This is a genomic window from Epibacterium sp. ABV4_022 (assembly GCF_056159345.1).
Genome location: NZ_JBSWVA010000001.1, coordinates 109,744 through 135,540, shown reverse-complemented (window position 1 = coordinate 135,540; position 25,797 = coordinate 109,744). Strand labels below are relative to the sequence as shown.

The following is a 25,797-nucleotide window of genomic DNA, read 5'->3' as shown; positions in this document are numbered from 1 at the left end:
TTCCAAACAATGAGTTGAGATCGCTCTCGGAATATCGTTAGAGTGGCGCCAATTACCTATGACGTGATAGATTGCGCAGTCCGCAGGAGTGGGATTCATTCTCGGTTTTTTGAAAAAAACGGCGCTTGAAGAGATCCGGGAGGGCATCGCAGCGGTTTATCCGCGGCTCTGGCGTTACTGCCTTGTGCAGACGGGCAAGCGGGATCGGGCGGATGATCTGGCCCAGAACACCTGCCTGCGCGCCATGGAAAAACACGAAAGCTATCAACCCGGTACGCATCTTGATCGTTGGCTTTTCACCATGGCGCACCGGCTGTGGCTGAACGAGATCAGGGCGACGGCGGTGCGGACCGGAACCGGGATCGTGGCGCTGGAAGACACCGAGATTGCCGACGGATCTGCGACGTCGGAAGAGAATATTTTCGTCGCTGAAGTGTTTGCCAAGATAGGAGCGCTGCCGGAAGGTCAGCGTGTCGTCGTGCTTCTGGCCTATGTCGAAGGCTTCACCTATCAGGAAACCGCGGACACGCTTGGGATTCCGATCGGGACGGTGATGAGCCGTCTGGCCAGCGCACGCAAGAAGGTCGCAGGCGCCCTGTCTGCGGTGGAGGCCGGAGAATGACCGAGGTAAGCAACAGTTTCACCGATGAGGATCTGACCGCCTTTCTGGATGGCGAGGCGGACGCCGCACTTGCGGCCCGGATCGAGGCCGGGCTGGAGAGCGACCCTGCCCTGGTCGCACGGGTGGAAGGGTTGAGCCTGCCGATGGAGACGCTGCGCGCAGCATTTGCGATGGAGCGTCTTGCCCCCCCGCCGGCGCCAGCCCTGCCGCGCCCCGCCGCCAATCGCAACTGGCGTCCGATGCAGCTTGCGGCCTCGGTTGTGCTTGCACTGGGAATCGGGTTCACAGGCGGCTACCTGTCGCAACCAGAGCAAGCTGCGCCGGGCTGGATCGAGGTGGTGGCCAGCTATCAAAGCCTCTACATGACCGAGACGGTGGAAGAGACCACCCAGGCGCCAGAGGTTGCGCTGGGCGTTCTGGAGGATTTCCAAAGCCGGGTCGGCGTCGAGCTGGCGGCGGCCACTGCGGTCGAGGGCGTGGAGTTTCGCCGCGCGCAGGTTCTGGGGTTCAAGGGCAAACCGCTGATGCAAATGGCCTATCTTGGTGAAGATGGGACACCTTTTGCCCTGTGTGTCCTGACCACCACCAATGATGACAGCGCGCCCAATGACCGCATGGCGCAGGGGTTGGCGGCGACGTCTTGGGTCGAAGATGGCGTTGGTTACCTGGTGATCGGTGGGCAGGATCCCGCGCGTACCCGTGCCCTGGCCGACGCCATGAAGCAGCGCCTCGGGCAGGGCTGATCGCCCGCGTCGGAGGAAAGGCTTGCAAAACGGTGACCGCAGGCGTATATCCACGCTCAACAGCGGCGCGTCGGGCTCTGGGCCTGAGGCACCTTTGATTGATTTCGACGGGCCGCAGGCCCGTTTTTTTGTGTTTGGAAGTCTGATGAGCAACGACCTGATAGCCAAAGCCGCGATCGACCGCCGCCTGGCCGAGATCATCACCCCGGTGATCGAGGATCTGGGCTATGAACTGGTCCGCATCCGGTTGATGTCCGGCAAGACCACGACGCTACAGATCATGGCTGACCGTCCTGATGGCGGCATCGAGGTCGATGACTGTGCGGCGATCTCGAACGCCGTGAGCGCCACGCTCGATGTCGAGGACCCGATTCTCGATGCCTACACGCTGGAGGTCTCGAGCCCCGGCATCGACCGCCCGCTGACCCGCCTGAAGGACTTCGACACGTTCGAAGGCTATGAGGCGAAGCTGGAAACCGCCGATCTGATCGACGGTCGCCGCCGCTTCAAAGGAGAGTTGGCCGGCGTCGAAGAAGATGAGGTTCTGATCAATATCGAGGAACACGGTGAGACCGTGACCATCGGTTTGAAATTCGACTGGCTGAGCGACGCAAAGCTGGTTCTGACCGACGACCTGATCAAGGAAATGCTGCGCCAGCGCAAGGCCGCTGGTGTTCTGAACGAAGACGCCTTTGACGACATCGAGACCGAAGGGTCCGCAGAAGGGACCACAGGGTCCGAAGAGGAGAACAAGTAATGGCTATCACCTCTGCAAACCAGCTGGAGCTGTTGCAAACCGCCGAGGCCGTGGCGCGTGAAAAGATGATCGACCCCGGTCTGGTGGTCGAAGCGATGGAAGAATCCCTCGCCCGTGCCGCCAAGAGCCGCTACGGCAGCGAGATGGACATTCGGGTCTCGATCGACCGCAAGACCGGCAAGGCGACCTTCACCCGCGTGCGCACCGTGGTCGAGGACGAGGAGCTGGAAAACTACCAGTCCGAACTGACCTTGGCGCAAGCCAAACAGTACATGGAAAACCCCAGCGTCGGCGACACCATCATCGATGAAGTTCCCCCGGTTGAGATGGGCCGGATCGCAGCACAATCGGCCAAACAGGTCATCCTGCAGAAGGTGCGCGAAGCGGAGCGGGATCGCCAGTACGAAGAGTTCAAGGACCGCAACGGCACCATCATCAACGGTGTCGTCAAGCGCGAAGAATACGGCAACGTCATCGTCGATATCGGTTCCGGCGAAGGCATCCTGCGCCGCAACGAGAAAATCGGCCGCGAAAGTTATCGCCCCAACGACCGTATCCGCTGCTTCATCAAGGATGTACGTCGCGAGCCCCGTGGCCCGCAGATTTTCCTCAGCCGCACCGCGCCGGAATTCATGGCGGAGCTCTTTAAGATGGAAGTGCCGGAAATCTATGACGGCATCATCGAGATCAAGGCCGTGGCCCGTGACCCCGGTTCGCGCGCAAAGATCGCCGTTGTGTCCTATGACGGCTCGATCGACCCGGTTGGCGCCTGCGTCGGTATGCGTGGCTCCCGCGTGCAGGCGGTTGTGAACGAACTTCAGGGTGAAAAGATCGATATCATCCCGTGGAACGAAGACCAGCCAACCTTCCTGGTGAACGCGCTGCAACCCGCAGAAGTGTCCAAGGTGGTTCTGGACGAAGAAGCGGGCAAGATCGAAGTGGTGGTGCCGGACGAGCAACTGTCGCTCGCCATTGGCCGCCGTGGTCAGAACGTGCGTCTGGCGTCTCAGCTTACCAACCTCGACATCGACATCATGACGGAAGAGGAAGAATCCGCACGCCGTCAGAAAGAATTCGAGGCACGCACCGCCCTGTTCATGGAGACCCTCGACCTGGACGAGTTCTTTGCCCAGCTGCTGGTCTCCGAAGGCTTCACCAACCTCGAAGAGGTTGCCTATGTTGAGCTTGACGAACTGCTGGTCATCGACGGCGTCGATGAAGGTACCGCCGAAGAGCTTCAGGCGCGGGCCCGTGACTACCTCGAAGCGCAGGCCAAGGCGGCGCTCGACAATGCACGCAGCCTGGGGGCCGAGGACAGCCTTATTGACTTTGAGGGCCTGACACCCCAGATGGTGGAAGCACTGGCGAAGGATGACGTTAAGACTCTCGACGACTTCGCCACCTGCGCTGACTGGGAACTGGCCGGCGGCTGGACCACGGTCAATGGCGAACGTGTGAAGGATGAAGGTCTTCTCGAACCCTTCGACGTGAGCCTTGAAGAGGCGCAAAATCTGGTGATGACGGCACGCATCATGCTCGGCTGGGTGGACCCGGCAGAACTTGAAGCCGATGCCGAAGATCCCGAAGAAGAAGCCGAAGGGGAAGCGGAAGCCTGATCGGCTTCCTGACGCCCAGGAGATATGAATGACCCGTGGTGGTGCAGAAAAATCCCGTGCTGACGGGCCAGAACGGAAATGTATCGCGACTGGCGAGACACAGCCCAAGGCCGGGCTGATCCGTTTTGTGCTGGGGCCTGACAATCAGGTCTACCCGGATGTGATGGGAAAGCTGCCCGGTCGTGGTGTCTACGTGACCGCGACGCGGGCTGCGCTGGAACAAGCGGTGAAGAAGAAACTCTTCGCACGCGGGTTCAAGGCGCAGGTCACGGTTCAGGACGGGCTGGTTGACGAGGTGGAGCGTCAGGTGTTGCGCCGCACGGTCGACCTGATCAGCCTTGCCCGAAAATCGGGCGATGCCGTGGGTGGCTATGAAAAGGTCAAGGATTGGCTGGACAAGGAAGAGGCACGGATCTTGATCCAAGCGTCTGACGGGTCCGGGCGAGGGAAGTCGAAACTGAGTACGCCGCACCGCGGCAAATACATCGGATGCATGACGGCAGACGAGCTTGGGATGGCTTTTGGGCGTGAAACTGTCATACATGCCGCGCTCGCCTCTGGTGGACTCAGCCAACGTGTTGTAGAGGAAGCCCAGCGATTGCAGGGTTTGCGCGAAAAGGGCGGCATCGGCCGCACGGAAGGATAAAGAGCTTTATGAGCGATAGTGACGGCAAAAAGACATTGGGTCTTCGTGGTAGCGGGTCTCGGCCCGGCAATGTGAAACAGAGCTTCAGCCACGGTCGGACCAAGAATGTTGTGGTGGAAACCAAGCGTAAGCGCGTGGTTGTCCCCAAGCCGGGCGCAGGCAAAGGCGGCGCCGGTGGCGTTGCTGCCGGCGATGCTTCGCGGCGCCCTGCTGGTATTTCTGATGCGGAAATGGACCGCCGCCTGAAGGCGCTTCAGGCCGCCAAAGCGCGCGAGGCCGAAGAAACAGCCCAGCGTGAGGCCGAAGAAAAGGCCCGCGCCGAGGAGCGTGAGCGCCGCCGTGCCGAACAGGAGGCCAAGGAGCGCGAACAGCGCGAGGCCGAAGAAAAGGCGCGCCAGAAAGCCGAAGAAGAAGAGCGCAAGCGCAAGGAAGACGAAGAGGCCGCCAAGCGCGCGGCAGCAGAGAAAGCTGCGGCACCCAAGGCTGACAAGGGCGCCGGTGCGCCTGCGGCGGCACGTGGCCCGGCGGGCGGTGCGCCGAAACCGACCACGCAGCCGCGCAAGGCGGAACGCGAACGCGAAGAGCGTGGTCGCGGTGGCAAGGGTCGTGATGACGGCGGACGCCGCTCTGGCAAGCTGACCCTGAGCCAGGCGACTGGCGGCGAAGGCGGGCGGCATCGTTCTGTTGCAGCCATGAAGCGCAAGCAGGAGCGCGCGCGTCAGAAGGCCATGGGCGGTTCGGTCGAACGTGAAAAGGTGATCCGCGACGTGCAGCTGCCCGAAGCAATCGTCGTGTCCGAACTGGCAAACCGGATGGCGGAACGGGTTGCGGATGTGGTCAAATCACTCATGAACATGGGCATGATGGTCACGCAGAACCAGACCATCGACGCCGACACCGCCGAACTGATCATCGAGGAATTCGGCCACAAGGTGGTTCGTGTCTCCGATGCTGATGTCGAGGACGTCATCAAGGAGGTCCAGGACAAGGAAGAAGACCTGGAACCGCGTCCGCCGGTCATTACCATCATGGGTCACGTCGACCACGGTAAGACCTCGCTTCTCGATGCGATCCGCGATGCCAAGGTTGTTGCAGGCGAAGCAGGCGGGATCACCCAGCACATCGGTGCGTATCAGGTGACCACCGACAGCGGTGCCGTGCTGTCGTTCCTCGACACCCCCGGCCACGCGGCCTTCACCTCGATGCGTTCCCGCGGGGCGCAGGTGACGGATATCGTGGTTCTTGTGGTTGCGGCGGACGACTCGGTCATGCCGCAGACGATCGAGGCGATCAATCACGCCAAAGCGGCCGAAGTGCCGATGATCGTGGCGATCAACAAGATCGACAAACCCGCCGCCGATGCGAACAAGGTCCGCGCCGAACTTCTGCAACACGAGGTGATCGTCGAAGCGATGTCCGGTGATGTTCAGGACGTCGAAGTCTCCGCCCATACGGGCCAGGGTCTGGATGAACTGCTCGAAGCGATCGCGCTTCAGGCGGAGATCCTTGAGCTGAAGGCGAACCCCGACCGTGCCGCGCAAGGCGCCGTGATCGAAGCACAGCTCGACGTGGGCCGTGGTCCGGTTGCAACGGTTCTGGTTCAGACCGGGACCCTGCGCCAGGGCGACATCTTTGTTGTGGGTGAGCAATACGGTAAGGTCCGCGCGCTGATCAACGACAAGGGCGAACGCGTCAAGGAAGCCGGTCCCTCGGTTCCGGTCGAGGTTCTCGGTCTCAACGGCACCCCCGAAGCGGGCGATGTGCTGAACGTGACAGAGACCGAAGCACAGGCGCGCGAGATTGCCGAATACCGCGAACAGGCGGCGAAGGACAAACGCGCTGCTGCCGGCGCTGCGACGACGCTTGAACAGCTGATGCAGAAGGCCAAGGAAGACGAGAACGTCTCCGAGCTGCCGATCCTGGTCAAAGCGGATGTGCAGGGTTCTGCCGAAGCCATCGTTCAGGCGATGGAAAAGATCGGCAACGACGAGGTGCGCGTGCGCGTGCTGCACTCCGGTGTGGGCGCGATCACCGAAACCGACATCGGGCTTGCCGAAGCCTCCGGCTCGCCGGTCATGGGCTTCAATGTCCGTGCCAATGCCTCTGCCCGCAACACCGCCAACCAGAAGGGCGTGGAAATCCGCTACTATTCGGTGATCTACGATCTGGTGGACGATGTTAAAGCTGCGGCCTCCGGTCTGCTTTCGGCAGAGATCAGGGAGAACTTCATCGGCTATGCCGAGATCAAGGACGTCTTCAAAGTGTCCAACGTCGGCAAGGTTGCCGGCTGTCTCGTCACCGAAGGTGTGGCCCGCCGCTCTGCCGGTGTGCGTCTGCTGCGCGACAACGTGGTGATCCACGAAGGCACGCTGAAGACCCTGAAGCGCTTCAAGGACGAAGTGTCCGAGGTTCAGTCCGGTCAGGAATGCGGTATGGCGTTCGAGAACTACGAAGACATCCGCCCGAAAGATGTCATCGAGATCTTCGAGCGTGAGGAAGTCACCCGCACCCTCGACTGAGGATAGGATGAGACAACAAAAAAAAACCCGGCTGGAAACAGCCGGGGGTTTTTGCGTGCCGGGGATGCGGGGGTGTTCAGAGCCAGTCCCGCAGGATCGGGATCAGCGGTATATCCGCGGGGGGCATGGGGTAGTCGCGCAGCTCTTGCGGACGTGCCCATTTCAGCACCTGACCTTCGCGGGCCTGCGGAATGCCTTCCCATTTGCGGCAGGCAAAGAGCGGCATCAGCAGGTGGAACTTTTCGTAGGAATGGCTGGCAAAGGTCAGCGGCGCCAGGCAGCTTGACCAGGTGTTGATGCCCAGTTCCTCTTGAAGTTCACGGATCAGGGCGACCTCGGGGGTTTCGCCCTCTTCGACCTTGCCGCCTGGAAACTCCCACAGACCGGCCATGGACTTGCCCTCGGGACGTTGCGCCAGAAGGATACGGCCCTCGACATCGATCAGGGCGACGGCAGAGACCAGAACGACTTTTTTCTGATCCGTCATGAGCGATAGTCCGCATTGATGGTGATGTACTGATGGGTCAGATCGCAGGTCCAGACGGTTGCGGACCCATCGCCAAGGCCAAGATCAACCTTCAGCGTGATCTCGTCCTTCTTCATTTCGGCGGCGCCCAGTTCCTCTTTGTAGGACGGGGCAACCCATCCCTTTTCCGCGACACGTATATCGCCAAAGGAAATCGACAGCAGGTCACGGTCGGCCTTTGCGCCGGATTTCCCGATCGCCATCACCACGCGACCCCAGTTGGGATCTTCGCCGGCAATGGCGGTCTTGACCAGCGGCGAGTTGGCAATGGCCAGGCCATGTACCTTGGCGTCGGCGTCGCTGGCCGCGCCAGTGATCTGGATCTCGACGAATTTGGTCGCGCCTTCACCGTCGCGCACCACCTGATGCGCAAGATCCAGCATGACGCCCCGCAAAGCGGTGGCAAAGGCCGGGTGGTCGGTGGCATCCACGCCGGACGCGCCCGTTGCACAGAGCATCAGGCTGTCGGAGGTCGAGGTGTCGCTGTCGACGGTGATGCAGTTGAATGAGGTATCATTCTCCGCCGACAACAGCGCCTGAAGTTTTCCTTGGTCGTACACAGCATCGGTAAAGATATAGACCAGCATGGTAGCCATATCCGGCGCGATCATGCCCGAACCCTTGGCGATGCCGGCGATCTGCACCGGCGCGCCGTCGATCTCGACCGTCGCGGAGGCCCCCTTGGCAAAGGTATCCGTGGTCATGATAGCCTCGGCAGCCTGTTGCAGCGCGGTATCGGACAGGGCGTCGTGCAGGTCATCCAGTTTGGTCACGATACGGTCGTGGGGGAGCGGTTCACCGATGACACCGGTCGAGGCGGTGAAGACCCGCTCCTGCGGCAGCCCGGTGCATTCAGCGACCGCAGCGGTGATCTCTGCAACCGAGGTCTGCCCGTAGTGACCGGTAAAGGCGTTGGAATTGCCGGAGTTGACCAGGATGGCCGCACCCTGGCCCGGATCGCCGCCCAGCTTTGCCTGGCAATCCAGCACGGGGGCGGAGCGGGTGGCGGATCGGGTGAAAACACCCGCAACCGCCGTGCCCGGGTCCATCACCGCAAGCATCACGTCGGTGCGGCCCTGATATTTGACGCCCGCGGCAGCCGCGGCAAAGCGCACACCGCCGATCACCGGAAGATCCGGAAACGTTGCGGGCGCAAGCGGTGAACGGGGCAGGGATTTAGCCATCTTGGGCCTCCAGTTGCAAACGCAGGGGATGGGATCAGTTCTGGATCAGGCTCATGTCGCGCAGCGCCGACGGATCCAGATCTTCGATCTCGGAACGCTCGATCATCGCATTTGCGGTCAGCTGATTGACGCGGTCTTCGACGGCCTGCACCGCCAGTTCCTGCGCGATTTCTTCGCGGACCTCGTCAAAGTCGGGTGCCTCCAGCTTGCGACGCTCATGCAGTTTGATGACGTGCCATCCAAATTCGGTCTGCACCGGGTCGGAGACCTCTCCGGCCCGCATTTCGGTGACTGCGGCCTCGAACTCGGGCACCATGCGCCCGTTTTCAAACCAACCCAGCTCGCCGCCATTGGGGCCGGACGGTCCGGTGGAGGATTCTTTCGCCAGCGATGCGAAGTCCGCGCCGGCATCCAGCTGTTCCTTGATGTCGATCGCGGCTTCTTCCGTCTCCAGCAGAATATGCGAGGCGTTGAACTCGTCGCCGCCGTCGCCAGTGGAATAGCGGGCATCGTAAGCCTCACGAATCGCGTCTTCGGACTGGGCATTTTCCATGATCGTTTCGATCACCGTCGAGGCCAGAAGCGAGCGTTTCTCGTGCTCGACGCTCAGCCGCACAAGCTCCGGCACATCACCGTGCAGCTGTTGTTTCAGCGTGGTCTGCTGAATCAGCTGGTCCAGCAGCGCATTGAACAGCACATCGTCCGGAAGGCTTTGGTATTGAGCTGGCAGTTTGGATCGCGCCACAATCATGTGACCCAGAGTGATCTCTTCGCCGTTCACCTTCGCGATGACGGTATTGGCGGTCTGTTCGGCATGAGCGGGTACTGTGAGGCCGAAAACAGTCGCTGCAACGACGCCCCGCAAAAAAGTGAGACCTTTGCGCATGGAAACCTTCCTATATTCCTGCCACGGAGGGTCGTGGCGTTGACACTTATTTTCCTGCCCCTTACATCGCCATAGGGCCTGCGGCAGGACCGTCTTTCCACCTTTGTTTATGGGTTGCGAACACGGCGGGCAAGCCTGCCGCAAAACAAGGCCGTGAACAGGACTTTTGGAGCGCACATGCTGGGTATCGGAACTCTCGCCAAAAAGGTCTTCGGCACGCCGAACGACCGCAAAATCAAGGCGACACGGCCGCTGATTGCAAAAATCAACGCGCTGGAGCCGGAGTTCGAGGCGTTGAGTGACCAGGGGCTGAAGGACAAGACCGAGGACCTGCGCAAGCGGGCTCTTGCCGGTGAGAGCCTTGATGCCCTCCTGCCCGAAGCCTTTGCCAATGTGCGCGAGGCCGCACGCCGCGCTCTGGGTCTGCGGGCCTTCGACACGCAGTTGATGGGCGGCACCTTCCTGCATCAGGGCAATATCTCCGAGATGAAGACCGGTGAGGGCAAGACGCTGGTCGCGACCTTCCCGGCCTATCTGAACGCGCTCACCGGCAAGGGTGTGCATGTGGTCACGGTGAACGAATACCTCGCCAAGCGTGACAGCGAATGGATGGGCAAGGTGTTCGAGGCGCTGGGGATGACCACCGGCGTGATCTATTCGAACCAGCCCGAGGCGGAGAAGATGGCCGCCTACGAATGCGACGTCACCTATGCCACCAACAACGAGCTGGGCTTTGACTATCTGCGCGACAACATGAAGCCCTCGCTGGATCAGGTGTTCCAGAAACAGCACAATTTCGCGATCGTCGACGAGGTCGACTCGATCCTGATCGATGAGGCCCGGACGCCGCTGATCATTTCCGGCCCGGCCGAGGATCGCTCGGAACTTTATGAAACCATCGACACGCTGATTCCGACGCTGGATGAAGATCACTACGAGATCGACGAAAAGACCCGCGGCGTGACCTTTACCGACGAGGGCAACGAGTTCCTCGAACAGTCGCTGCAACAGGCGGGTCTGCTTGAAGAGGGCGCCAGCCTCTATGATCCCGAGAGCACCACTGTGGTGCACCACGTGAACCAGGCGCTGCGTGCGCACAAGCTGTTCCAGCGCGACAAGGACTACATCGTGCGGGACGGCAATGTGGTGCTGATCGACGAATTCACCGGTCGGATGATGCCGGGCCGTCGCCTCTCCGAGGGGCTGCATCAGGCGATCGAGGCCAAGGAAGGCGCTCAGATCCAGCCGGAGAACACGACCCTGGCCTCGGTCACGTTCCAGAACTACTTCCGCCTCTATGACAAGCTGTCCGGCATGACCGGCACGGCGATGACCGAAGCGGAGGAATTTGCGGAGATCTACGGTCTCGGTGTGGTCGAGGTTCCGACCAACCGGCCGATCGCCCGTGTGGATGAGGACGATCAGGTCTATCGCACCGCTGGCGAAAAATACACAGCGATGATTGCGGAGGCGAAGGTCGCCCATGCAAAGGGCCAGCCGGTCCTGCTGGGCACCACGTCGATCGAGAAATCCGAACTGCTGAGCCACCTGCTGCAACAGGAAGGCATTGAACACAATGTTCTGAACGCACGCCATCACGAGCAAGAAGCCAAGATCGTCGCTGATGCTGGGCGTTATGGTGCGGTCACCATCGCCACCAACATGGCGGGACGCGGCACCGACATTCAGCTGGGCGGCAACGTCGACCTGAAGGTGATGGAGGCGCTGGAGGCCAATCCGGAGGCGGATCCGGCGGCATTGCGCGCCGAAGAAGAAGCCAAACACGCCGAAGAGAAGCAGAAGGTTCTCGACGCTGGCGGTCTTTTTGTCATGGCCTCAGAACGCCACGAGAGCCGCCGCATCGACAACCAGCTGCGGGGCCGGTCCGGTCGTCAGGGCGACCCGGGGCGCACCCGATTCTACCTCAGCCTCGAAGACGACCTGATGCGCATCTTCGGCTCCGAACGGCTGGAGAAACTGCTCTCCGGGCTCGGCATGCAAGAGGGCGAGGCGATCGTGCACCCCTGGGTGAACAAATCGCTGGAACGTGCGCAGGCCAAGGTCGAAGGTCGCAACTTCGACATGCGCAAGAACGTGCTGAAGTTCGACGACGTGATGAACGACCAGCGCAAGGTGGTCTTTGCCCAGCGTCGTGAAATCATGGCCTCGGAGGACACCCACGAGATCGTGACGGATATGCGTCACGAGGTGATCGACGATCTGATCGATATCTACATGCCGCCCAAGACCTATGCCGACCAATGGGACACCAAAGGGCTGCAGGAGGACGTCAAGGACAAGCTGAGCATTGACGTGCCCGTGGCCGACTGGGCCGCAGAAGAAGGCGTGGACGACGAGCAGATCCGTGAACGCCTGATCGAGGCCTCTGACAAGCTGATGGCCGAGAAGGTTGATGCCTTCGGTGAGGAGGGGATGAGCAACATCGAAAAGCAGGTGTTGTTGCAGACCATCGATGCCAAATGGCGCGAACATCTGCTGACGCTGGAGCACTTGCGTTCTGTGGTCGGGTTCCGGGGCTATGCGCAGCGCGATCCGCTCAATGAATACAAGAACGAGAGCTTCCAGCTGTTCGAATCCATGCTCGATTCGCTGCGCGAAACCGTGACACAGCAATTGTCCCGGGTGCGCCCGCTGAGCGAAGAAGAGCAGCGTGAGATGATGATGCAGATGGCGGCCCGCCAGTCTGCCATGCAACAGGCTGCGGGCCCGGCTCCGGCCGCGGCAGACCCGGTGGAAGAACCGCTTGCGGGCTTTGTCGAAGATGACCCCTCGACCTGGGGCAACCCCTCGCGCAACGACAAATGCCCCTGCGGGTCGGGCAAGAAGTTCAAACACTGCCACGGCCGCTTGGGCTGACGCAGACGATCGCGACAAGCGACGATTTCATTAAAGACTGTGGCAATCGCCGATATTCCTCCCGGCCCCTGCCACAGTCTGGCCTCCTTCGAGAGATACGAATCCTTAACCTTTTGGGGTAAGGAGAGTGGTTATGGGTACACGAGTGACAGTGCTGATTGTGGCGGCCACGGTCAGCTGCGCATTGGGCACAGGCTTGTACATGCAAAAGCGCGCCGATGACATGCGCGGGCCTGGACCCGTCGCGGTGTCTGCCCCAGCCACGCTGCCAAGCGAACCGGACACCGGAAAGCTGGTGTTGCAGGATCTCACCTTTACCTCGGCCGCGCCCGTTGTGCGCCCCTCTCGGCCCGATGCGGGCGCGGTGACGGATCCGGCTGCGGGATGTTCCGCGGATATGACGGTGACCTCTGCCAAAGATGCCTTCCTGCAAGTCGAAATTGACGCACCGTGCCATGCGGGGGAGCGGTTCACCCTGCATCACAGCGGTCTGATGATCACCGAAGCCCTGTCACCTGCCGGAACGTACTCCGGCCAGGTGCCTGCCATGGCGGCGCATTCCGTGGTGTTGGCGGATTTTGCAACCGGGCGCGATCTGGAGGCGAGTGCGCGGGTTGTGGATTTTGACCGCGTCGAACGTGTTGCGCTGCAGTGGCAGGGACACAGCGGGCTTGAGCTGCATGCGCTTGAATTTGGTGCCACCTATGGCGAAGAGGGTCATGTCTGGGCCGGGTCCGAGCCCGGTCGGGGCGCTGGCTCCGTCGAGCTGTTGGGCGACCCCGATCAGATTGCCCCCCATCTGCTGCAGGTCTACACCCTGCCGCAGAGCGCAGCTCTTGGCGATGCTGACGTCTCCGTCGAAGCGGAGATTACCGCGATGAATTGTGATCGCACGATCTCTGCCCAACTGGTGGAACGCCGCGGGGACCACCTGCGGACGCGGGATCTGACCCTGAACATGCCAGACTGTTCTGCGGTTGGTGATTTTCTGGTGTTGAATAATCTCGTCGAAAGCTTGAAAATCGCCGCCAACTGACGGCGACGACACCAGGATTTCTCATGAGCTATTTTCGTGCGGCGATTTGCGCCGCACTCTGTTTGTTCGGCGCAGGCGTCCCGGTTGCAGGCCAGGATGTGACACTGTCCTCGCCCGATGGCGCGATCGAGGTCACCGGCGACCTGCTGGGGTTCGATGGCGAGTTCTATCGTGTCGATACCCAGTTCGGGGAACTGACGGTTGATGGCTCCGGCGTCCATTGTGACGGGCCCGGCTGTCCCAGCCTGTCGGATTTTGTGGCCGAGATCACCCTGTCGGGGTCCTCGACCATGGCCGAAGTGCTGTTGCCCGCGCTGGTGGAGGGGTTTGCCCTGCGCAACGGGTTTCAAACCACCCGGGAGCAGATCGATTCACGCGAGTTTGAATACACCCTGTTGCGTGACAGTGATCCGGCCGCCCGTTTCGTATTCCTGGTGAGCAACACCAACGAGGGGTTTGCCGATCTTCTGGCAGATCAGACCGACATCGTCATGGCGTTGCGCGAAATACGGGATGCCGAGCGCCGCCTCGCGCAGGACGCGGGTATGGGCGATATGACATTGTCCAATCGCGCGCGGGTGCTGGCGTTGGATGCGATGGTGCCGATCGTATCACGCACCAACCCCGTGCGCCGGATTTCGTTGCCGCAACTGGCTGACGTTTATGCCGGCAAGCTCACCAACTGGAAGCAGCTGGGCGGAGCGGATGCGCCAATCTCGATGCATCTGACAGTCGAAGGCTCCGGTCTGGCGGAGGCCGTCGAAGACCGCTTGCTGGCCCCGGCGGGGCTGGAGCTGTCGCGCGCCATCCGGCGGCATGATCGTGGCAGCTCGTTGGTGCGGACCGTGGCCACGGATCCGTTTTCGATCGGCATTGCCAGCTATGCCGAAACCGGAACGGCACGGATGCTGACCCTGACCGGGTCCTGCGGGTTCTCGCTAAGTGCCGGGCGTCGTATGATAAAGACAGAGGACTACCCGCTGACGGCGCCGATGTTCCTCTATCTTCCGGCCCGGAGATTGCCCCGGGTGGCCCGCGATTTTCTGACCTATGTTCGCGGGCCGGCAGCGCAGGCGGTGATCCGGCGGGCCGGTTTTGTGGACCAGGCCGCGGAACGGATCCCGATGGCAGCACAGGGGGAACGTCTGGGCAATGCGATCAAGGCGGCAGGAGAGGACATTGGCCTCGACGCGCTGCAAAGCCTGATCCGGGGGCTCGACACATTGCAGCGGTTGACGCTGACCTTCCGATTCGAGGCCGGATCGTCGCGACCGGACGCGCAATCCCGCAGCAATATCGACCTGCTCGCGCGCGAGATCGAGGCCGGTATTTATGACAACAAACGATTGGTGTTTGTCGGGTTCTCCGATGGGGAGGGCCCTGCCGAGGGAAATCTGGCGATCGCGCTGAAGCGGGCGGAGGCCGTGCGGCAGGCGGTCGAGGCTGCGGCGGAAACGGCCAATCTGGACCGGCTGCGCATTGAGACCCAGGCCTATGGCGAAACACTTCCGATCGCCTGCGATGACAGCGGTTGGGGCCGACAGGTCAATCGGCGGGTGGAGATCTGGGTGGAGTAATGTCGCAGCAACGCCGTGCCCTTGTCCTTGGTGCTTACGGGTTGATTGGCGCAGCCTGTGTGCGGGCGCTCGACAATGCCGGTTTCGAGGTCGTCGGGATGGGGCGTTCCGCGGCATCGGCGCAGGCGGCAAACCTGCCCGTGCAATGGCAGATCTGCGACATAACCACGCTCACCGTCGCACAATGGCAAGAGATGCTGCGAGACGTGGATGTGGTGGTAAACGCGGCAGGGGCGCTCCAAGATGGTGCGCGGGACAACCTGGAGGCCATCCATGTAACCGCTATCGCCAACCTGACCGAAGCCATCGGCGATCTGCCGGTGCGGCTGGTGCAGATTTCGGCGGCGGGCGTGTCTGAGACCGCCCCGACAGCGTTCTTTCGCAGCAAGGCCCGAGGCGACACACTTGTGTCCGACCGGCTGTCGGATTGGGTGATTTTGCGGCCGACGCTGGTTCTGGCGCGCGAGGCCTATGGGGGAACGGCATTGTTGCGTGCGATCGCTTCGATCCCCTTGGTCCAGCCGCAGGTGCTGGCGGATGCGCCGGTTCAAACCGTTGCCCTCGATGATGTTGCAGAGGCGGTCGTGCGTGCCGCGACCGGCGATATTCCTGCGCGAACAACCGCGACACTGACCGAAGCAGGCGTGCAGAGTTTTGCGGAACTCACGTCTGAGGTGCGCGCCTGGCTCGGGATTCCGCCTGCGCGCTGGAGGCCGGTCGTGCCGGGCTGGATGGTCCGATTGAGCAGCTGTGGTGCGGATCTTCTTGGCCACCTGGGTTGGCGGTCTCCGCTTCGACGCAGCGCGTTGCGCAGCCTTGAGGCGGGCATTCGCGGGGATCCCGACTCCTGGATCGCCGCCGGAGGGGCGCCTTGCCGATCTCTTGCGGATACCCTCAAGGCGCAGCCGGCGACGCGACAGGATCGGATGTTTGCTCGGGTCTACCTGCTGCTGCCCCTGGCAATCGCCACCTTGTCGCTGTTCTGGATTCTCTCCGGGATCATCCCGTTCTTTGACTATGCAGGAACGGTGTCGATCCTGACCGAGCGGGGTGTCGCCCCTTGGGCAAGTACCCTGGCCGTGATCGGCGGCGCTGTACTGGACATTGTGTTGGGCGCTGCACTCCTATGGCGTCCGTGGGTCAGGCGGGCGGCGCTTGGAATGGTTGCCCTGTCGCTCAGCTACCTGTTGGGGAGCATCGTGGCGGCCCCGGACCTGTGGCTGGATCCCTTGGGCCCGATGCTAAAGGTGTTTCCGGGAATGGTGCTGGCGGGCTTTGTCTGGCTGGTCGTGGAGGCGCGATGACCTACGAGATCCTGCTGTTTCTGCATGTCATCGGGGCGGTGGTTCTGCTGGGGACCGGCGCAGGCATTGCCTTTTTCATGGTGGTTTCACATCACAGCCGCGACCCAGCGCTGATCGCCCATGTGGCGGGTATCGTGGTGCTTGCGGATACGCTGTTCACCGCAACGGCTGCCGTGGCGCAGCCGATCACGGGCTATCTGCTGGCACGAGAGGTCGGTTGGTCGTTGACGGAAGGCTGGGTTGCCCTGTCGCTGGCGTTGTATCTGGTGGTCGGAGCGTTCTGGCTGCCTGTCGTGTGGATGCAGATCCGGATGCGGAACCTGGCGCGACAGGCGCGGGAGGCCGGCGCGGCGCTCCCGGAGGCGTATCTTCGCCTCTATCGCTGGTGGTTCGCCTGTGGCTTTCCCGCGTTTGCAGCGGTGCTGGCCATCCTGTGGCTGATGCTGACAAAGCCCGCCCTCTAGCCACCGTCCAATCCTGTCCCGTGTTGTGTGCGGGCGGTCCCGACCCGGGCGTCAGCGCAATCGCGCCTCGCTGCTGGCATCAAACAGGAACACATCCGCGTCGTCGAAATCGAGGGCAACTGCAGCCCCTTCCTCCAGCGAGTCCTCGCCGCGTGTTTCGACGATAATCTTGGCGCCATCGGCGCAGATCAGGTGGTCATAGGCCACCGCACCAAGGCGCTCTCGCAGATCGAGCGTCGCTGTGTGACCTGCCGAGACCGCGATATTCTGGGGACGCAGCCCGACGATGACGGGCGTGCCCTCCGGCGGCAATGCAACCTCGGTTGAGATCTGGCGTCCGTCAAACGCGGGGACGGTCACCTTGCCATCCTGGACGGTGCCGGTGACAAAATTCATGCTCGGGGAGCCGATGAAACCGGCGACAAACTTGTTGTCGGGATCCTTGTAGAGGTCCATCGGCGTGCCGACCTGCTCCACCCGCCCGGCGCGCAGCACGACGATTTTGTCCGCGAGCGTCATCGCTTCGACCTGGTCGTGGGTGACATAGACCATGGTAGCGCCGATTTCCTTGTGCAGGCGCGCGATCTCCACGCGCATGTCGACGCGCAACTCTGCATCCAGGTTCGACAGGGGTTCATCGAACAGAAAAACCTCCGGTCCGCGCACGATCGCACGACCGATCGCAACCCGTTGCCGCTGACCGCCCGACAGGGCTTTGGGCTTGCGCGACAGATAGTCGTCCAGCTTGAGGATGCGGGAGGCTTCGGCGACCTTCTCCTTGATGTCCGCCTTTGGGTGGCCGGTCATCTTGAGCCCGAATCCCATGTTCTCCTCGACGGTCATATGCGGGTAGAGGGCGTAGGACTGGAACACCATGGCCACGCCCCGCTCTGCGGCATCGACATGGGTGACGTCGCGCGCGCCGATATGGATTTGTCCGGCGGTGGTTTCTTCAAGACCGGCCACCATGCGCAGGAGCGTGGACTTGCCGCAGCCAGACGGGCCGACAAAGACACAGAACTCGCCGTCCTCAATCTGGAGGTTCACATCAAAGATGGTCTGGATTTCGCCGTATTTCTTTACGGCATTGGTCAGCGTGACGCCGGTCATGATCGTGGTCCTTTCTGCGGCGCGGGGTCCTTGCCCGCTGCGCCGGTCCTCCTCAGGTGGGGAACTGCCAGCTCTCGGCAGCCTCCGCGATGTCATTGGCGGTTTTCAGCAGCAGCGGGCGAAAGGCGTCGAGCCCCTCAAGAGATTGCCGCTGGGTGGATGATGTAATCGACAGGGCGCCCATGACCCGGCCCTTGGTGGACAGGATGGGGGCAGCGATGCAGATGATCCCGGGTTCATGCTCTTCGCGGTCGAACGCCACGCCATCGGTCCGGATCCGGTCCAGCTCGGCGCGAAAGGCGTTTTCGCTCGCCAGAGTGTGGGGTGTGTGTTGGACATAGGCCTGCCGGCGGATCGCATCGTCGCGGGCGGTTCCGTCCAGATGCGCAATCATTGCCTTGCCAACGCCGGTACAGAAACCCGGACCAACCTTGCCTGCCTGGCTGAACATCTCGATCGGGGTGCGGGCGTTGCGCTTGTCGACATAGAGCACCTGCCCCTGATCCAGCTGGGCCAGGTGGATCGTCTCGCCAACCTCGATCGAAAGCGCGTCCAGGTGATCGCGGGCGACCGGGGCCAGCGAGCTCTGCCGCCAGGCGGCATGGGCCAGCCGTACCAGGCGCAGGCCCGGTGCATAGGTTTGCTGTTCGTCGTCAAAACACAGCATGCCCTGATTCGTCAGGGTTTGCAGGAGGCGGTACAGCGTTGCCTTGGGGTGGCGCGACGCGGCGAGCAGCTCGGCAAAGCGCACAGGGCGTCCGTACTCGGCAACCCGGTCCAGAATTTCCAAGGCTTTTCCGACTGTTCCGTCGTTGCCGCGCTGCGGCGTGTCCGGCGTTGCCATTGTTGTCCTCCCTGACGTCCCGCCGCCCGGAGGCGAAGAGACTGTTGACATTCATAGACAGTATCATTCATGGTTTCAATAGTTGGAAACTGGTTCCATTATGTGAAACCAAACGCCAGCCGTCAATATGGGAGGACATCATGAACTTGCTGAAGGGAACGGTCGCGGGTATCGCAATGACCGTCGGTCTGGCTGCATCTGCACAGGCCTCGGAGTTGAGCGGGACGCTCAAGATTTTTTCGGATATGTCGAATCCGGCGCCACGCGCTGTGATCGAGCAGCTGGCGGAAGATTTTGATGCCATGCACCCCGATCTCTCGGTCGAGCTGACCGTGATCGATCGCGAAGCCTACAAGACCCAAATTCGCAACTTCCTCACCGCCAATGCCCCGGATGTGGCCAATTGGTATGCGGCGAACCGGATGCGCCCCTATGTGTCGGCTGGCCTGTTCGAGGATGTCTCCGACCTGTGGGCCGAGCCCGAGATCGCCGAGAACCTTGCGTCGACCAAAGGCGCCATGACCATCGACGGCAAGCAATGGGGCGTGCCCTATACCTATTATCAATGGGGCGTCTACTACCGCGAAGACATCTACAACGAACTGGGTCTGGAGGAGCCGACGGACTGGGAGAGCTTCAAGGCGAACTGCCAGAAGATCCTCGATTCGGGCCGCAAGTGCTTTACGATCGGGTCGAAATTCCTTTGGACCGCCGGGGGATGGTTCGACTACCTGAACATGCGCACCAATGGCTATGATTTCCACATGGCACTGACCAACGGGGAAATCCCGTGGACCGATGAGCGGGTGCAGCAGACCTTTGCCAACTGGCGCGAGCTGATCGACATGGGGGCGTTCATCGACAACCACCAGTCCTACAGCTGGCAAGAAGCGCTGCCGTTCATGGTCAATGGTGAGGCCGCAGCCTATCTGATGGGCAACTTTGCCGTCGCGCCGCTGCGCGAGGCCGGGTTGGGTGAAGATCAGATCGATTTCTATCAGTTCCCGGCGATCAACCCGGATGTCGAGATGGCCGAAGACGCGCCCACCGACACCTTCCACATCCCGGCAGGTGCGCAGAACAAGGACGCGGCGCGCGAATTCTTGCGCTATGTCGTGTCCGCAGATGTGCAGACCGACATCAACAGCGGCGATAAACTGGGCCAGTTGCCGGTCAACGCGTCCTCGTCGGTGGATGATGACGAGATGCTGACCCAGGGCTTTGAACTGCTGTCATCCAACAGCCCCGGTGGCATCGCGCAGTTCTTCGACCGCGACGCCCCGGCCGAGATGGCGTCGGTTGCGATGGAAGGCTTCCAGGAGTTCATGGTGTTCCCGGACAATCTGGAGGACATCCTGAACCGCCTCGAGAAGGCCCGTCAGCGGGTCTACTGATCCAAAGCGATCGGGCGGGAACACTCCCGCCCGATACCGTGGATGGGCAGCGCACGATGTCGCTGCCAGAGATCCAATCACCTCTTTCGCCTGTCCCGCCGTCTGTGACCGAAGGCGGGTGTAAAGTATCCCGGGAGACCTCCTATGGCTGACACAGCCTTGCCGCTCACAGATCGTGCCCCCGGTTGGATTCGACGCAACCGGCAGGCCCTTGCTCCGTTCCTGTTCCTGTTGCCGGGCACGTTGTTCTTCTTGTTCTACGTGATCTTTCCGATCCTCCAGAGCTTCAACCTCTCCTTCTATCGCTGGGATGGACTGGGAGAGCCGCTATATGTGGGCATGGAAAACTACGTGGAGCTGATGGACGACCGCGCGTTTGAGGTCTCCTTGTGGAACAATCTGAAATGGCTGCTCCTGTACCTTCTGGCGATCCCCGCCGGCCTGGCGATCGCGTTGTTTCTCAACCAGAATGTCGTTGGTATCCGGCTCTACAAGTCGTTGTTCTTCTTTCCATTTGTCATCAGCCAGGTTGTCGTCGGCCTGGTGTTCAGCTGGTTTTATGATCCAACCTTTGGCTTGCTGAACCAGATCCTCGGTTTCTTTGGCTTTGGTACGCTAAACGTTCTCGGTGACCCCAGCCTGGTGACCTACGGGATCATCCTTGCCGGTCTTTGGCCGCAGACTGCCTATTGTATGATCCTCTATCTGACGGGGCTGAATGCGGTGGACCCGGAGCAGGTGGAGGCTGCGCGCCTTGATGGGGCCAAGGGCATGAAAATGCTGTGGTATGTGATCATTCCCCAGCTGCGGCCCGCGACCTTCATTGCCTTTGTGGTGACGATCATCGGGGCGCTGCGCTCGTTCGACCTGATCTCCATCATGACCAACGGCGGACCGTTTGGATCGTCGCGTGTGCTGTCGTTCTACATGTTTGAAAAAGCGCTGTCGGAATACGGCTTCCGCATGGGCTATGGCGCGGCGATTGCCGTGGTGCTGTTCCTGATCATGCTGTGCTTCATCGCCTATTTCCTGTGGTCGATGTACCAAGAAGAGAAAGGGGGCCGCTGATGTTCCCGCGTCCGATCCAGAAATCCTCACCCGCCTGGGCCGCCACCTATCAGGCCATGGTGCCGATGGCGCTGGTGCTGTGGCTGCTGCCGTTGATCGCGGTCGCCGTGTTCTCCATCAAGCCGGATGTGGATTTCACCACCGGCAACTACTGGGGCTGGCCCTCGGCGTTCAAAGGGTTCGAGAACTACGGCAAGGTGTTCTTTGCCTCCGACATGCCGCGCTATCTGATGAACTCGGTGCTGATCACGGTGCCGACAGTGATCGGGGCGGTGGCGCTGTCCTGCATGACGGGTTTTGCGCTGGGCGTGTATAAGTTCCGCGGCAACCTGTTGTTGTTCTTCATGTTTGTGGCGGGGAACTTCGTGCCCTTTCAGATCCTGATGGTTCCGGTGCGCGACCTGACGCTGGATCTGGGTCTTTATAATACCAAGACCGGGCTGGTGCTGTTCCACGTTGCCTTTCAGACCGGGTTCTGCACCCTGTTCATGCGCAATTTCATTCGCGCCCTGCCGTTTGAGCTGATCGAAGCGGCGCGCGTCGAAGGCGTCGCGGAGTGGCGGATCTTCTGGTTTGTGGTGCTGCCGCTGATGAAGCCCGCGATTGCCGCGCTGTCGGTGCTGATCTTCACCTTCATCTGGAATGACTATTTCTGGGCGGTGGTGCTGACGCAGGGGGCTGAAAGCCAGCCGGTGACCGCGGGGATCACCTCTTTCAACGCGCAATATCGCGCGGCCTATCACCTGATGAGCGCGGGCTCGATCGTGGCGGCGCTGCCGCCGGTAGCGATGTTCTTCCTGATGCAGCGGCATTTCATCGCCGGTCTGACCCTTGGTGCGGTGAAATGAGCCACGATCTGCACCTCTGGCGGATCGATGCGCCGGGTCAAACGCTGGTGCTGTCGTCTGACGGCGGTCTTCCCGGCGCGCTCTACTGGGGGCCTGCGCTGCTGCCGGAGACGGATCTGGCCGCACTGGCCCGCGCCTGCGAACAGGAGGTGACCGGCGGGATGATTGATCGGCTGCCGCCGCTGTCGCTGTGTCCAGAGGCCTCACTGTCGTTTGAGGGGCAGCCGGGTCTGGTGGCCTACCGCGATGGGGCGCCGCTCCATCCGCGGTTCCGTCTGGAAGACACGAACGGGGCGCAGTTCACTTGTCGGGATCACGATCTTGGGCTGACGCTGCTCCTTGATTTCGAGGTCCGGGGCGAGACAATTGCCGCCTCGACCACGCTGATCTCGGATCGGGAGGTCACCCTGCACCACCTTGCCGCGCCGGTATTGCCGGGGCCGCAGATGGGACAGGAGATCGTCGATGTTTCCGGCCGCTGGATCGGGGAATTCCAGATCGAACGTGCACCATGGCGGGCGGGGATCCACACGCGCGAGGCGCGCACGGGGCGCTCCGGCCATGAGCATCCGCCCTTGGCCTATTTCCCCGAAGCCGGCGCCAGCAATACCCAAGGCACCGTCTTTGGCATGCATTACGGTTGGTCCGGTGGGCATGTGATGCGCGCCGAAGAGCTGCCCTCCGGACGGCGGCAGATCCAATGGGGCCATGCGACGGGGACCCGTGCGGCGGGCACCAAATTCCGCACCGCGCCGCTGTATCTGGCGGTGTCGCAGGCAGGCTTCAACGGCTGTGCGGTCGCCTTTCAACGTCTGCTACGCGATCATGTGGTTGCCTGGCCCAAGCCCGAAACCCCACGCCCGGTGCACTACAATTGCTGGGAGGCGGTCTATTTCAATCATGATTTCGGTGTCCTGAGCGAGATCGCGGAGCGGGCGGCCAAGCTTGGCGCGGAACGTTTTGTGCTGGATGATGGCTGGTTCGGGAGACGCGATGACGACACGTCGTCGTTGGGCGATTGGGACATTGATCGGCGGAAATGGCCCGAGGGGCTGACGCCGCTGATCGACTATGTGGAACGCCTCGGCATGAGTTTCGGCCTGTGGGTGGAGCCGGAGATGGTGAACCTTGACAGTGATCTGGCGCGGGCGCATCCGGACTGGATCCTCGGCCCGGCGGATCAGATTGAGGGACGCCAACAGCGGGTGCTGGACCTGTCGCGCGACGACGTGCGGGCGCACCTGTTCCGCAAACTGTCGACGATCCTGAACGAGAACCGGATCGACTACCTGAAATGGGACCATAACCGCCTGCTTCCGGTCGCCGATGCGGCGCAGGCAGAGGGTATTTACGCGCTGCTGCGGGATCTGCGCACGGCGTTTCCGGAGGTCGAAATCGAGAGCTGCGCCTCGGGCGGGGGGCGGATCGATGCAGGTATCCTGAGCCTCACGCAGCGGGTCTGGCTCTCGGACAGCAACGACGCATTGGAACGCTTGCGGATCCAGCATGATGCGGCGCTGTTCCTGCCGATACCCGTGACGGGATCGCATGTCGGCCCGCGGATCTGCCATACCTCTGGACGGAGCATCGACATGCCGATGCGCGCCTGGGTCGCGGCCCAGCGGCACATGGGGTTCGAGATGGACCCCCGCGAGTTGACAGAGGCGGAGGTCGAGGTGCTGACCCGGGTCACCGCCTGGTGGAAAGACAACCGCCACTGGCGGATGAGCGCGGATATTCTGCGCCTTGACAGCGCGGATGACACTGTGATCGCGGAACAGCAGCAGGCGGCCGATGGCAGCCGCTTTGTGGTCTTTGCCGGCAAGGCGCGGACCTCGCATCAGATCATGCCGCGCCCGCTGCGCCTGACTGGTCTCGATCCCCAAGCGCTCTACCGGATCGACCTCGTGAACCGCGAGGAGTTGCACCACCTGTCGCGCGGGCGCACCGCATTGAAAGAGGGACCGCTCACGCTCAGCGGTCAGATCCTGATGCAGCAGGGGCTGACCCTTCCCTGGCAATTTCCCGAAACGATCTGGGTGATCGAAGGAGAAAAACTATGACCAAAGACCGTCGCAGCCGTGGCTGGTATGGCAAGCTGGACAAGGACGGCTTTATTCACCGGTCCTGGATGAAAAACCAGGGCTTTCCCGATCATGCCTTTGACGGGCGGCCAATCATCGGGATCTGCAATACGTGGTCCGAACTGACACCCTGCAACTCCGGCCTGCGGGACCTTGCCGAAGGGGTGAAGCGCGGCGTCTGGGAAGCCGGTGGCTTTCCTGTCGAATTTCCGGTGATGTCGCTGGGCGAAACCCAGATGAAGCCGACGGCGATGTTGTTCCGCAATCTTCTGGCGATGGACGTCGAAGAATCGATCCGCGCCTATGGGATCGACGGTGTGGTGCTGCTTGGCGGCTGCGACAAGACCACGCCGGGCCAGCTGATGGGCGCAGCCTCCGTCGACCTGCCCGCGATCGTTGTTTCCTCGGGGCCGATGCTGAACGGCAAATACCGCGGTCAGGACATCGGGTCCGGCACCGACGTCTGGAAATTCTCCGAAGCGGTCCGCGCAGGCGAGATGACGCTGAAGGACTTCATGAACGCCGAGTCGGGCATGAGCCGCTCCAAAGGGGTCTGCATGACCATGGGGACGGCCTCAACCATGGCGTCTCTGGTCGAGGCGATGGGGATGTCGCTGCCCACAAACGCGGCCCTGCCAGCGGTGGATGCCCGTCGCATGGCGCTGGCGCATCTGACGGGCAAGCGCATCGTCGAGATGGTCGATGAGGATCTCAAACCCTCGGACGTGCTGACCAAACAGGCCTTCGAGAACGCCATTCTTGCCAACGCCGCAGTCGGCGGCTCCACCAATGCGGTGGTGCATCTGTTGGCGCTGGCCGGTCGGGTTGGCGTGGAACTGGACCTGAAGGATTTCGAGATCGGCTCTGAGATACCGCTGCTGGTGAATTGCATGCCCTCCGGCACATACCTGATGGAGGATTTCTGCTACGCGGGGGGCATGCCCGTGGTGCTGAAGCAGTTGCAGGACAAGGGCCACCTGAGATCCGCACGGACCGTTCTTGGTGGTGATATCACCACCTATGCCGACGGGGCGGAGTGTTTCAACGACGACGTCATCCGCGGTTTCGATGCGCCGGTGAAACCTGCTGCCGGTTTGCGGGTGCTGCGGGGCAATCTGGCGCCGAACGGGGCCATCGTGAAACCCTCGGCGGCCTCCGATCACCTGCTGGAACACGAAGGCGAGGCCTATGTGTTCGAGAGCATCGAGGACATGAAAGCCAATATCGACCGCGAGGATCTGCCGGTGACGGCGGATAGCATTCTGGTGCTCAAGGGCTGCGGACCAAAGGGCTATCCCGGGATGCCGGAAGTGGGCAACATGCCGATCCCACGTAAATTGGTGACCCAGGGGGTGAAGGACATGATCCGGGTGTCGGACGCGCGCATGTCCGGCACCGCCTTTGGCACCGTGATCCTGCATGTCTCGCCCGAGGCGCAGGCGGGGGGGCCGCTTGCGCTGGTCAAGACCGGCGACCGCATCCGGGTGTCGGCCGCACAGGGCGAATTGGAGCTTCTGATCTCCGCCGAGGAGATGGAGGCCCGCCGCGCCGCATGGCAGCCGGATGCGCCGCATTACACCCGCGGCTACGCAAAACTTTATATCGATCACGTCCTTCAGGCCGATCAGGGCGCGGATCTGGATTTCCTGGTGGGCAAGGACACCCGCCCGGTAACGAGGGAGAGCCACTGAC

Annotated in this window: 21 protein-coding genes; 16 read left to right on the top strand and 5 right to left on the bottom strand. The window is 61.8% G+C overall.

The genetic code is table 11. The features are described from left to right. The first annotated feature begins 109 nt into the window (after positions 1-109). The 6 genes from ACXAF5_RS00595 to infB all read left to right on the top strand — a co-directional run bounded on the left by ACXAF5_RS00595 (position 110) and on the right by infB (position 6,903). Entirely contained in the window at positions 110-622 is a 513-nt protein-coding gene (locus ACXAF5_RS00595) for an RNA polymerase sigma factor (protein WP_474945164.1), read from the top strand. Then, a complete protein-coding gene (locus tag ACXAF5_RS00590; protein ID WP_474945163.1) occupies positions 619-1,365 on the top strand; it encodes an anti-sigma factor family protein in 747 nt (248 codons plus the stop codon). Before ACXAF5_RS00595 ends, ACXAF5_RS00590 begins: the two co-directional genes overlap by 4 nt. 145 nt (positions 1,366-1,510) lie before the next feature. Next, positions 1,511-2,122 carry a ribosome maturation factor RimP gene (gene rimP / locus ACXAF5_RS00585; RefSeq protein ID WP_239322321.1) on the top strand — a complete coding sequence of 204 codons (612 nt, stop codon included), beginning with the start codon at positions 1,511-1,513 and terminating at the stop codon, positions 2,120-2,122. Next, a complete protein-coding gene (gene nusA / locus ACXAF5_RS00580; protein ID WP_474945162.1) occupies positions 2,122-3,738 on the top strand; it encodes a transcription termination factor NusA in 1,617 nt (538 codons plus the stop codon). Before rimP ends, nusA begins: the two co-directional genes overlap by 1 nt. Positions 3,739-3,766: 28 nt before the next feature. Further along, complete coding sequence (locus ACXAF5_RS00575; RefSeq protein ID WP_474945161.1) at positions 3,767-4,384, top strand: RNA-binding protein; 618 nt, start codon at positions 3,767-3,769, stop codon at positions 4,382-4,384. Between the two features lie 8 nt (positions 4,385-4,392). Then, positions 4,393-6,903, top strand: coding sequence for a translation initiation factor IF-2 (infB, locus tag ACXAF5_RS00570; protein WP_474945160.1), 2,511 nt, complete (start codon positions 4,393-4,395; stop codon positions 6,901-6,903). A gap of 76 nt (positions 6,904-6,979) precedes the next feature. Here the strand turns inward: infB and mutT are convergent, their stop codons facing one another. The 3 genes from mutT to ACXAF5_RS00555 are packed head-to-tail and all read right to left on the bottom strand — an operon-like array spanning position 6,980 to position 9,499. Continuing rightward, a complete protein-coding gene (mutT, locus tag ACXAF5_RS00565) occupies positions 6,980-7,390 on the bottom strand; it encodes an 8-oxo-dGTP diphosphatase MutT (RefSeq protein WP_474945159.1) in 411 nt (136 codons plus the stop codon). Further along, a complete protein-coding gene (gene argJ / locus ACXAF5_RS00560) occupies positions 7,387-8,613 on the bottom strand; it encodes a bifunctional glutamate N-acetyltransferase/amino-acid acetyltransferase ArgJ (protein WP_474945158.1) in 1,227 nt (408 codons plus the stop codon). Before argJ ends, mutT begins: the two co-directional genes overlap by 4 nt. A 34-nt stretch (positions 8,614-8,647) precedes the next feature. Further along, positions 8,648-9,499 carry a peptidylprolyl isomerase gene (locus ACXAF5_RS00555; RefSeq protein ID WP_474945157.1) on the bottom strand — a complete coding sequence of 284 codons (852 nt, stop codon included), beginning with the start codon at positions 9,497-9,499 and terminating at the stop codon, positions 8,648-8,650. Between the two features lie 177 nt (positions 9,500-9,676). Between ACXAF5_RS00555 and secA the strand changes: the two genes are divergently transcribed. From secA to ACXAF5_RS00530, 5 genes are all read left to right on the top strand, one after another. Continuing rightward, positions 9,677-12,376, top strand: coding sequence for a preprotein translocase subunit SecA (secA, locus tag ACXAF5_RS00550; protein ID WP_474945156.1), 2,700 nt, complete (start codon positions 9,677-9,679; stop codon positions 12,374-12,376). Between the two features lie 133 nt (positions 12,377-12,509). Next, on the top strand, positions 12,510-13,412 hold the full coding sequence (locus tag ACXAF5_RS00545; RefSeq protein WP_474945155.1) for a hypothetical protein: 903 nt from the start codon (positions 12,510-12,512) through the stop codon (positions 13,410-13,412). Between the two features lie 23 nt (positions 13,413-13,435). Then, the gene (locus tag ACXAF5_RS00540; RefSeq protein ID WP_474945154.1) at positions 13,436-14,989 is read left to right on the top strand and encodes a phosphate ABC transporter substrate-binding/OmpA family protein; all 1,554 of its coding nucleotides are present in this window, start codon (positions 13,436-13,438) and stop codon (positions 14,987-14,989) included. Further along, positions 14,989-16,293 carry an SDR family oxidoreductase gene (locus tag ACXAF5_RS00535; RefSeq protein WP_474945153.1) on the top strand — a complete coding sequence of 435 codons (1,305 nt, stop codon included), beginning with the start codon at positions 14,989-14,991 and terminating at the stop codon, positions 16,291-16,293. Before ACXAF5_RS00540 ends, ACXAF5_RS00535 begins: the two co-directional genes overlap by 1 nt. Further along, on the top strand, positions 16,290-16,757 hold the full coding sequence (locus ACXAF5_RS00530; RefSeq protein WP_474945152.1) for a DUF2269 family protein: 468 nt from the start codon (positions 16,290-16,292) through the stop codon (positions 16,755-16,757). Before ACXAF5_RS00535 ends, ACXAF5_RS00530 begins: the two co-directional genes overlap by 4 nt. Before the next feature lie 51 nt (positions 16,758-16,808). Here ACXAF5_RS00530 and ACXAF5_RS00525 read toward each other — a convergent pair whose 3' ends face one another. Further along, complete coding sequence (locus ACXAF5_RS00525) at positions 16,809-17,867, bottom strand: ABC transporter ATP-binding protein (protein ID WP_474945151.1); 1,059 nt, start codon at positions 17,865-17,867, stop codon at positions 16,809-16,811. A gap of 52 nt (positions 17,868-17,919) precedes the next feature. Continuing rightward, positions 17,920-18,711, bottom strand: a complete 792-nt coding sequence (locus ACXAF5_RS00520; RefSeq protein ID WP_239322334.1) for an IclR family transcriptional regulator — start codon at positions 18,709-18,711, stop codon at positions 17,920-17,922. Positions 18,712-18,851: 140 nt separating this feature from the next. Here ACXAF5_RS00520 and ACXAF5_RS00515 point away from each other — a divergent pair, with 140 nt between their 5' ends. From ACXAF5_RS00515 to ACXAF5_RS00495, 5 genes are all read left to right on the top strand, one after another. Beyond that, positions 18,852-20,105, top strand: a complete 1,254-nt coding sequence (locus ACXAF5_RS00515) for an ABC transporter substrate-binding protein (RefSeq protein ID WP_474945150.1) — start codon at positions 18,852-18,854, stop codon at positions 20,103-20,105. 144 nt (positions 20,106-20,249) lie between these two features. Then, complete coding sequence (locus ACXAF5_RS00510) at positions 20,250-21,173, top strand: carbohydrate ABC transporter permease (RefSeq protein WP_239322336.1); 924 nt, start codon at positions 20,250-20,252, stop codon at positions 21,171-21,173. Beyond that, complete coding sequence (locus ACXAF5_RS00505; protein ID WP_239322337.1) at positions 21,173-22,021, top strand: carbohydrate ABC transporter permease; 849 nt, start codon at positions 21,173-21,175, stop codon at positions 22,019-22,021. Before ACXAF5_RS00510 ends, ACXAF5_RS00505 begins: the two co-directional genes overlap by 1 nt. Continuing rightward, positions 22,018-24,084, top strand: coding sequence for an alpha-galactosidase (locus tag ACXAF5_RS00500; protein ID WP_474945149.1), 2,067 nt, complete (start codon positions 22,018-22,020; stop codon positions 24,082-24,084). The genes ACXAF5_RS00505 and ACXAF5_RS00500 overlap by 4 nt, the downstream gene beginning before the upstream one ends. Beyond that, on the top strand, positions 24,081-25,796 hold the full coding sequence (locus ACXAF5_RS00495) for an IlvD/Edd family dehydratase (protein ID WP_474945148.1): 1,716 nt from the start codon (positions 24,081-24,083) through the stop codon (positions 25,794-25,796). The genes ACXAF5_RS00500 and ACXAF5_RS00495 overlap by 4 nt, the downstream gene beginning before the upstream one ends. The last annotated feature ends 1 nt before the right edge of the window (position 25,797 follow it).

Bases quoted from the DNA above. Each gene is read 5' to 3' on its own strand.
- ACXAF5_RS00590 (WP_474945163.1), top strand. From the start codon at position 619: ATGACCGAGGTAAGCAACAGTTTCACCGATGAGGATCTGACCGCCTTT.
- rimP (WP_239322321.1), top strand. From the start codon at position 1,511: ATGAGCAACGACCTGATAGCCAAAGCCGCGATCGACCGCCGCCTGGCC.
- nusA (WP_474945162.1), top strand. From the start codon at position 2,122: ATGGCTATCACCTCTGCAAACCAGCTGGAGCTGTTGCAAACCGCCGAG.
- ACXAF5_RS00575 (WP_474945161.1), top strand. From the start codon at position 3,767: ATGACCCGTGGTGGTGCAGAAAAATCCCGTGCTGACGGGCCAGAACGG.
- infB (WP_474945160.1), top strand. From the start codon at position 4,393: ATGAGCGATAGTGACGGCAAAAAGACATTGGGTCTTCGTGGTAGCGGG.
- mutT (WP_474945159.1), bottom strand. From the start codon at position 7,390: ATGACGGATCAGAAAAAAGTCGTTCTGGTCTCTGCCGTCGCCCTGATC.
- argJ (WP_474945158.1), bottom strand. From the start codon at position 8,613: ATGGCTAAATCCCTGCCCCGTTCACCGCTTGCGCCCGCAACGTTTCCG.
- ACXAF5_RS00555 (WP_474945157.1), bottom strand. From the start codon at position 9,499: ATGCGCAAAGGTCTCACTTTTTTGCGGGGCGTCGTTGCAGCGACTGTT.
- secA (WP_474945156.1), top strand. From the start codon at position 9,677: ATGCTGGGTATCGGAACTCTCGCCAAAAAGGTCTTCGGCACGCCGAAC.
- ACXAF5_RS00545 (WP_474945155.1), top strand. From the start codon at position 12,510: ATGGGTACACGAGTGACAGTGCTGATTGTGGCGGCCACGGTCAGCTGC.
- ACXAF5_RS00540 (WP_474945154.1), top strand. From the start codon at position 13,436: ATGAGCTATTTTCGTGCGGCGATTTGCGCCGCACTCTGTTTGTTCGGC.
- ACXAF5_RS00535 (WP_474945153.1), top strand. From the start codon at position 14,989: ATGTCGCAGCAACGCCGTGCCCTTGTCCTTGGTGCTTACGGGTTGATT.
- ACXAF5_RS00530 (WP_474945152.1), top strand. From the start codon at position 16,290: ATGACCTACGAGATCCTGCTGTTTCTGCATGTCATCGGGGCGGTGGTT.
- ACXAF5_RS00525 (WP_474945151.1), bottom strand. From the start codon at position 17,867: ATGACCGGCGTCACGCTGACCAATGCCGTAAAGAAATACGGCGAAATC.
- ACXAF5_RS00520 (WP_239322334.1), bottom strand. From the start codon at position 18,711: ATGGCAACGCCGGACACGCCGCAGCGCGGCAACGACGGAACAGTCGGA.
- ACXAF5_RS00515 (WP_474945150.1), top strand. From the start codon at position 18,852: ATGAACTTGCTGAAGGGAACGGTCGCGGGTATCGCAATGACCGTCGGT.
- ACXAF5_RS00510 (WP_239322336.1), top strand. From the start codon at position 20,250: ATGGCTGACACAGCCTTGCCGCTCACAGATCGTGCCCCCGGTTGGATT.
- ACXAF5_RS00505 (WP_239322337.1), top strand. From the start codon at position 21,173: ATGTTCCCGCGTCCGATCCAGAAATCCTCACCCGCCTGGGCCGCCACC.
- ACXAF5_RS00500 (WP_474945149.1), top strand. From the start codon at position 22,018: ATGAGCCACGATCTGCACCTCTGGCGGATCGATGCGCCGGGTCAAACG.
- ACXAF5_RS00495 (WP_474945148.1), top strand. From the start codon at position 24,081: ATGACCAAAGACCGTCGCAGCCGTGGCTGGTATGGCAAGCTGGACAAG.